Source organism: Pseudomonas sp., assembly GCF_035512415.1.
Taxonomy (GTDB): domain Bacteria; phylum Pseudomonadota; class Gammaproteobacteria; order Pseudomonadales; family Pseudomonadaceae; genus Aquipseudomonas.
This window is the reverse complement of sequence record NZ_DATKDZ010000002.1, coordinates 44,967-51,546: the sequence shown is the minus strand read 5'-3', so window position 1 is coordinate 51,546 and position 6,580 is coordinate 44,967. Positions and strand designations below refer to the sequence as shown.

The window sequence follows — 6,580 nt, the reverse complement described above, 5'->3', positions numbered from 1 at the left end:
AACCCTCAAATTAACCCTTAAACCTGAGCAAGGACGCTCAGTAAAACACCGGAAGGCAACTTGAAGTGGCTTGCAGCCACTTCGACAGCAGGCGCACTTGATCGGCAGGCTGCCGCTGAACCTACTTTTTCAACAGAATCGGCCAATAGCTGCCCGTCAGTGCGGCTACATAACGCTAGAGACTGGCCATGCTCTCGTAGCTCATGGGGACAAAACAGAGCGGTTCATCGAGCTCAAAGCCTGGACGCGCTAAACCCTGAACTGTTCCATCAATTTCATCTGCTGAGTGGTCAGGCTATGTAGCTGGCTGGCAACCTGCGCCGACTCGGTGGCTTGCTCGGTCAGGGTTTCGGTCACACTGCGGATTGCCGAGATATTGCGATTGACCTCTTCGGCGACTGCACTCTGCTCTTCCGCCGCGCTGGCGATCTGCAGGTTCATGTCGCTGATGACCGTGACCGCGTCACTGATCTTGCCCAGCGCCTCAAGTGCCTGGTGGACTTGTCCTACATTACTGTGAGCCTTGGTTTGGCTCACGTGCATCGCCACCACAACACCGCGAGTACCGTTCTGGATGCGCTCGACGACCTGGCGGATTTCCTCCACGGAATCCTGGGTTCGTCTGGCCAGGTTGCGTACTTCGTCGGCGACCACCGCGAAACCACGCCCGCTTTCGCCCGCACGGGCAGCTTCTATAGCCGCGTTGAGGGCAAGCAGATTGGTCTGCTCAGCAATGCTGCGGATGACTTCCAGGACCGTGCCGATCTGTTCGCTATCGACCGCCAGCGCTTCGACTTCGGTCACCGCCTTGCTGACGTCCTCGGCTAGGATGCCAATATCACGGGTACTGCGCTCAATTATGCCGACCCCCTCCCTGGCCGACTGGTCGGCCGCGCGGGCAGCCTGAGCGGCACTTGACGCGCTGTTGGCAACATCATGGGCGGTGGCGCTCATTTCGTTTGAAGCCGTGGCCACCTGATCGATCTCACGAAACTGCACCTGCATACTTTCGCTGGTCTGCCTAGCGATTAACGAAGACTGATCGGCGGTGCCACGAGCATCAAGGGTGTTTTGCTTTATCCGGGAGATGGTCGGTTGCAGCTTGTCGAGAAAGCGGTTGAACCAGTTGACCAGTTCGCCCAACTCGTCTTTCTTGCTGTACTGCAAACGCTGGGTCAGGTCGCCGTCGCCGCTGGCAATCGCCTTGAGCATATCGGCTACGCGAGTGATCGGCCGGGTCACGCTTGAGGCGGTCATCCAGATCAGTAAGCACCCCAGCAGGCCGGCTCCAGTGGCCATCAGAAGGGCGTGGAGGGTGCCGCTGGATTCGGCTTTATCGAGCACCGTTTGTAGTTTATTCGCATCGGCCAGCAGTACTTGGTGCGGTACGTCGATGGCCACGCCCCAGGCTTTTGCATCAGCTATCGGTTTGATCGGATAGACGGCCCGGATCAGCCCCTCTTGGCGAAGGATCTTCGGCGTATCACCGTCCAGCGGCGCAAGGATTTGTTTACCCTCCTCGCCAAGCGCTTCCACCATATTCTCGCCGACTCGGGTGGCGTCGAAGCTGAAGGCGGCGAGTACGCCCGTGTCGGAGACAATCAGCATACGACCTGAGCCATTAAACAAGCTGCTCTGGGCGGCGCTGGCAGCTGCCTGCAGTGAGTCCAGCGCGATGTCCAGGCCCACGACACCTATGACCTTGTTGCCGACGATCAACGGTAGGGAGATGGTCGTCATCAATATCCGCTTACCGTCGACGGTGTCAGCGAAGGGTGCCATAAGGCAGGGCCGCTGGCTGTCCCGTGGACACGTGTACCAGCTGTTATAGGGAGCACCACTGATGCTGAGCGCCGTGCTGCCAAGGTCGCTCTCGTTGATCTGCAGGCTCATCACCTGACCGGTGCCGCGGTTCCAGGCACTGGCGAAGCGCCCCGACTCATTCGACGCACGAGCCGTATCATGGGCGAACTCGGCGTCCTTTCCATCCAAAGCATTACGTTCATAGACCAGCCATACGCCCAGCACTCCGGGATTGCGCTCGAAAGTGGTCTTGATGCTTTGATTGAGTTCTTCACGCAGTGCTGCGGCTGTCAGTCCACGATTGTTTGCCATATTGCGCAAATCGTTCGCCTGGTCGGCCAGAGCAGTGATGACGGTCAGGCCGGTACCGAAGGTCTTCTGTAAATTCGCAGCCTGCTCGGCAGCTTTCGCCAGTAGCAGGTTCTCGCCACTGCCGATCAGCATCTGGCTACTGGATTGACTGATCATCTGCTTGTTCAGATTGCTTTGATAAAGATTCATGCCGACGATCAGGCCCATCACGCCGAGCAGGCAGAGCCCGGATAAAAGCACGATCTTCAGGCGAATAGACATGGCACCGAACATGGGACTGCCTCATGAATGAACAATATGTTTTGTCAGTCAGATAAGTGCCTCCACCTACTTGACGGTGGCACTACGCGCAGCCTGCAAAAGCAAGACTGCGCGGTTGTGCGTTTCAGCATTCGCGTGGGCGCCGCAGAGACGGCGCCACAGCTCGGTCAGTGCTTGATCATCACGTGGCGAATCACGGTGTAATCCTCCAAGCCATACATCGACATGTCTTTGCCATAGCCGGACTGCTTTACACCACCGTGTGGCATCTCGCTCATCAGCATGAAATGGGTATTGACCCAAGTGCAGCCGTACTGCAGGCGTGCCGCAAGACGGTGAGCTCGGCCTACGTCAGAGGTCCACACCGATGATGCAAGGCCATAATCAGAGTCGTTTGCCCAGGACAGTGCCTGCGCCTCGTCTTCGAATTCGGTCACAGAAACTACCGGGCCGAAAATCTCACGGCGCACCACTTCGTCGCTTTGTCGAGCACCAGCAAGTACTGTTGGCTCGAAGAAAAAGCCGGGGCCGTCGACGCGCTTGCCGCCAGTCACCACCTCTATATGTGGTAGCTGCCGCGCTCGATCCACGAAGCCGACCACGCGATCCAAGTGCTGTTGAGTGATCAGTGGGCCTAGCTCAGTCTCAGGGTCATCCTGAAGGCCATACTTGATACTGGATACGGCGACTCCAAGCTTTTCAACGAACCGAGCGTAAATGCCTTTCTGTGCATAAATCCGGCAGGCTGCAGTGCAATCCTGGCCGGCGTTATAGAAACCAAAACTACGTATGCCATCTACAGCCGCATCGATGTCTGCGTCATCGAAAATGATGACTGGGGCCTTACCTCCCAACTCCATGTGCATGCGCTTAACGGTGTCGGCTGTCCCGGCGATGATATGACTACCGGTTGCCACTGACCCTGTCAGCGAGACCATCCGCACTTTCTCGTGGGTGGTTAGTGGCTCGCCGACACTTGGCCCTCGTCCGAATACAACATTGACCACGCCAGCAGGGAAAACCGTGGCCATCAACGAGGCTAGCTTAAGCGCCGTCAGCGGTGTCTGTTCGGAAGGCTTGAGGACAACGGTATTGCCGGCAGCCAAGGCTGGGGCCAGTTTCCACGCGGCCATCATCAGTGGGTAGTTCCAGGGCGCAATCGAGGCGACGACACCCACTGGATCGCGACGGATCATAGAAGTATGACCAGACAAATACTCACCCGCCGCAGAGCCTTGTAGACACCGACTGGCGCCCGCGAAGAAGCGAAACACATCGGACACTCCAGGAAGCTCATCCCCCAAAGCAGCCGCGTAAGGTTTGCCACAATTATCGGATTCAAGCCGTGCTAATTCTTCAGCGTGGATGTCAATGATGTCAGCGAGTTTGAGGAGCAACAGCGAGCGATCCTTCGGGGTGACTTGGGACCAGCTCTCGAAGGCAGCATCGGCGGCTTGTACAGCGGAATCAACCTGCGCAGGGCTTGCCTCGGCAATTTCCACTAGGGTGGTACCGAGAGCTGGATTCATTACGGCGAAAAGCTCGCCTTCGCCTGCGACCAACTGACCGTTGATAAGCAATTTAGTTTGCATAGGAATCTCCATCGAATACTGGGGTTTGACACCTGGGTCCAAAATTTAGGCTTACCTGGCGCTACGCAACATCGCAAGGAATGGACAGTTCCGATCCGTGACTGGAAGGCGGCACTGATACGCTTAACGAACAGCTACAAGGGCAGTAGTAACCCCCGGTTTCACAAAAACCCTACATACTCTCGAACAAGGCCATATCAGGAATTAAGGCGACTTTTTCCTTAGATCTAATACCCATACTTGCTGTCCCAAGCAAAAGGAAATAGAGCAATGAATCGCCCCGACTTCTCACGCACTGCCCTCAAAATTGCTCATGAGGGCAGCGCGGTAGTTCGTTAGAACGACTTACTGACGCCTAATACTAACGTCGATGAACAGGTGTCGTTGAAGCCGGTGAAATTCGAGCACTCAGTATCGGAAAGATCGGTATCTACGTAAGCCAGAGACCAGTCCGCGCTCACAAAGTTTTTGCTTAGTTTGACTTCCCATTCGTTGTAGCTGTCCCTATCTCGGCCTTGGTTGTCGACAATCAAGGGATCCTTATAGTCGATCAGCCCATACCGCATATCCAAACCAATGTCCCCTGGTAAATTTGTCGTATATCCGACGAAGCTATACAAGTAACTTTGGTTACCCGCGACCTCGTTCGAGTAGTAGCCGCCCACATAGGCACCATGTACGGTCAACTTTGCGTAGGTTTCGCTCTGGTTGATATCAGCTTGTTTAGGGTATTCGTATTCATAATAGGTCAGATCAAGGCTTACGTCGTCAGTTGCCTGCCAGAAGTACCCGACGTAATAGTCGATTTCCTGGCGTGTCCTGCTGCCATAACCAAAGTCGACATTCGAGCTCCATATACCTGCATAAAGGCCACTCGAATGCACCAGAGTTGCTGACCCCTGGATGGCAGGGTCCCCCTGAGTCTGCGAAATGCCACGCGAGCGATAGTCGCTGTAAGCGCCAACATTCAAATCCAGACTCAAATCATCAGTAAGCGTGATGGCCTGACTGACACTCCATGGTGCCAATAAAAACGCCGCTACCCACAACTTTAAAGTACGGTTCATTCTAAGCTCCTTAATTGTATTTGTCGGCTTACGCTTGCGCGAAAAATCGCACCGGTCAATTGGGTATAATTATTGTTTATTACGATCCTGCCTGAGGCGTGCTGGGCACGGGAATGCCCAAATTCAGGAAGCCTCACGACTTTCAGAAAAATAAAACAGCTGAAGATATTCAAAAAGCGGCTCATGGACTTGAGCGATTCTATGGCTCCACAGTTATTGGCAGAACAGCCCTGATATTTCGCACACCATGAAGTAAGACGCCACCCTCATACTCTCCGCATAAACAAATGGAGACTCTACGACTGGCTGCGATTTCACCACCCTCAACCTTTTTTTAAGCCACTTCTGCCTTTTCTTCTGACTCGAGTTCGAGCGCTTTCGGGACGGCAAGCCAGTAGGCGAATGCCACACCGATCAGAGCGCCGACCAGTTTACCAAGCATTAGCGGTACGATGAGGGTTGGTTGGAAATTGGCGATATAAGCCAAAGAATCGCCGAACATCCAGGCACCACAAACTGAAAAGGCAATTGTCACGACCTTGTCCTTGGCCGGCATATTGGGAATCGCTCGGAACAGCACCAAAGGATTGGCAATTGTTCCGATGAACCCTCCTGCCCCCGCATCACTGAAATTCCACTTATTAGCCAACTTGCGAATCGGCCTCTCGCACAACTTCTGGATGCAATAGACCATCGGGAAGGCCCCAGAAAGCATCAGTGCGATATAACCACTAATCTCTAAAGCCCGAAACTGGTCCTGACTGTCCGCGATGATAGGATCGAATCCCCAGGCTCCGAACACCATGCTGAATGCACCGGTAAAGTACTCGATGATCGAGGCTGCCAAAATCATCTTGATCAGTACATCCATGATCTTGCCAAATATCATGAACCCCTTGACCATCGCCCCGGTATAAAACCTCAGTCCGATCGCGAGAAGCCCAATGAAAAGAACCAGCGGTATCATGTTCGCCAAGACCATGCCCGGTTCGAAATACAGGGCGTAGCTGGCCTCGGATGTCGTCGAGATATCAGGTCTAATATCAACTCCACTGAGATTGATGATCAGCAGAATCGCGAGCAGCGAAAAGGGTATCGACACGAAACCGGCCATCATGCCCAGCGCCAGATACTTGTGATCTCTCTTTGCCAGCAGGACCAACGCTACCGGGATGGTGAACACGATATGCGGTCCCAGCAAAAAACCGTTGAGCGACGACATGATCCAGGACTCTGGACTACTCGAGATCGCTTTGGCCAGCTGATATCCGCCCATGTCGACCGAAAGTACCGACGTTGCGCCCATGCTGGGATCAGCACCGATCATGCCAAATACAGGGCCAAGGACCTCGCTGACGAAAATCGATAGATACGGGACGGATGCCATGACAGCCGCAATCGGAATAAACAAATAGCCGATCGTGTGCAAGCCCGCCATGAATTCCGCACCGACGCCCTTTTCCTGATCCCGTATAGCTCCAATCGCGCCAACGGCGACGAAGAACATCAATACGTAGATCACGTAGTTACCAAGATCGTTCATAA

The 6,580-nt window shown here is 54.4% G+C and carries 3 protein-coding genes and 2 pseudogenes; all 5 read right to left on the bottom strand.

The annotated features are described in order from the left end of the window. Window positions 1-249: 249 nt before the first annotated feature. Window positions 250-765, bottom strand: a pseudogene (locus VMP31_RS23300) (methyl-accepting chemotaxis protein); the annotation flags it as partial. A 342-nt stretch (window positions 766-1,107) separates the two neighbouring features. Further along, window positions 1,108-1,893: pseudogene (locus VMP31_RS23295) on the bottom strand (HAMP domain-containing protein); the annotation flags it as partial. Window positions 1,894-2,543: 650 nt separating this feature from the next. Next, window positions 2,544-3,968, bottom strand: coding sequence for a gamma-aminobutyraldehyde dehydrogenase (locus VMP31_RS00250; RefSeq protein WP_325502889.1), 1,425 nt, complete (start codon window positions 3,966-3,968; stop codon window positions 2,544-2,546). Window positions 3,969-4,303: 335 nt separating this feature from the next. Then, on the bottom strand, window positions 4,304-5,035 hold the full coding sequence (locus VMP31_RS00245; RefSeq protein WP_325502887.1) for a TorF family putative porin: 732 nt from the start codon (window positions 5,033-5,035) through the stop codon (window positions 4,304-4,306). 334 nt (window positions 5,036-5,369) lie between these two features. Beyond that, on the bottom strand, window positions 5,370-6,578 hold the full coding sequence (locus tag VMP31_RS00240; protein WP_325502885.1) for an ethanolamine utilization protein EutH: 1,209 nt from the start codon (window positions 6,576-6,578) through the stop codon (window positions 5,370-5,372). Between the last annotated feature and the right edge of the window lie 2 nt (window positions 6,579-6,580).

What these genes read in the sequence shown, in the direction of transcription:
- VMP31_RS00250 (WP_325502889.1), bottom strand. Translation starts at nt 3,968, where the DNA reads ATGCAAACTAAATTGCTTATCAACGGTCAGTTGGTCGCAGGCGAAGGC.
- VMP31_RS00245 (WP_325502887.1), bottom strand. Translation starts at nt 5,035, where the DNA reads ATGAACCGTACTTTAAAGTTGTGGGTAGCGGCGTTTTTATTGGCACCA.
- VMP31_RS00240 (WP_325502885.1), bottom strand. Translation starts at nt 6,578, where the DNA reads ATGAACGATCTTGGTAACTACGTGATCTACGTATTGATGTTCTTCGTC.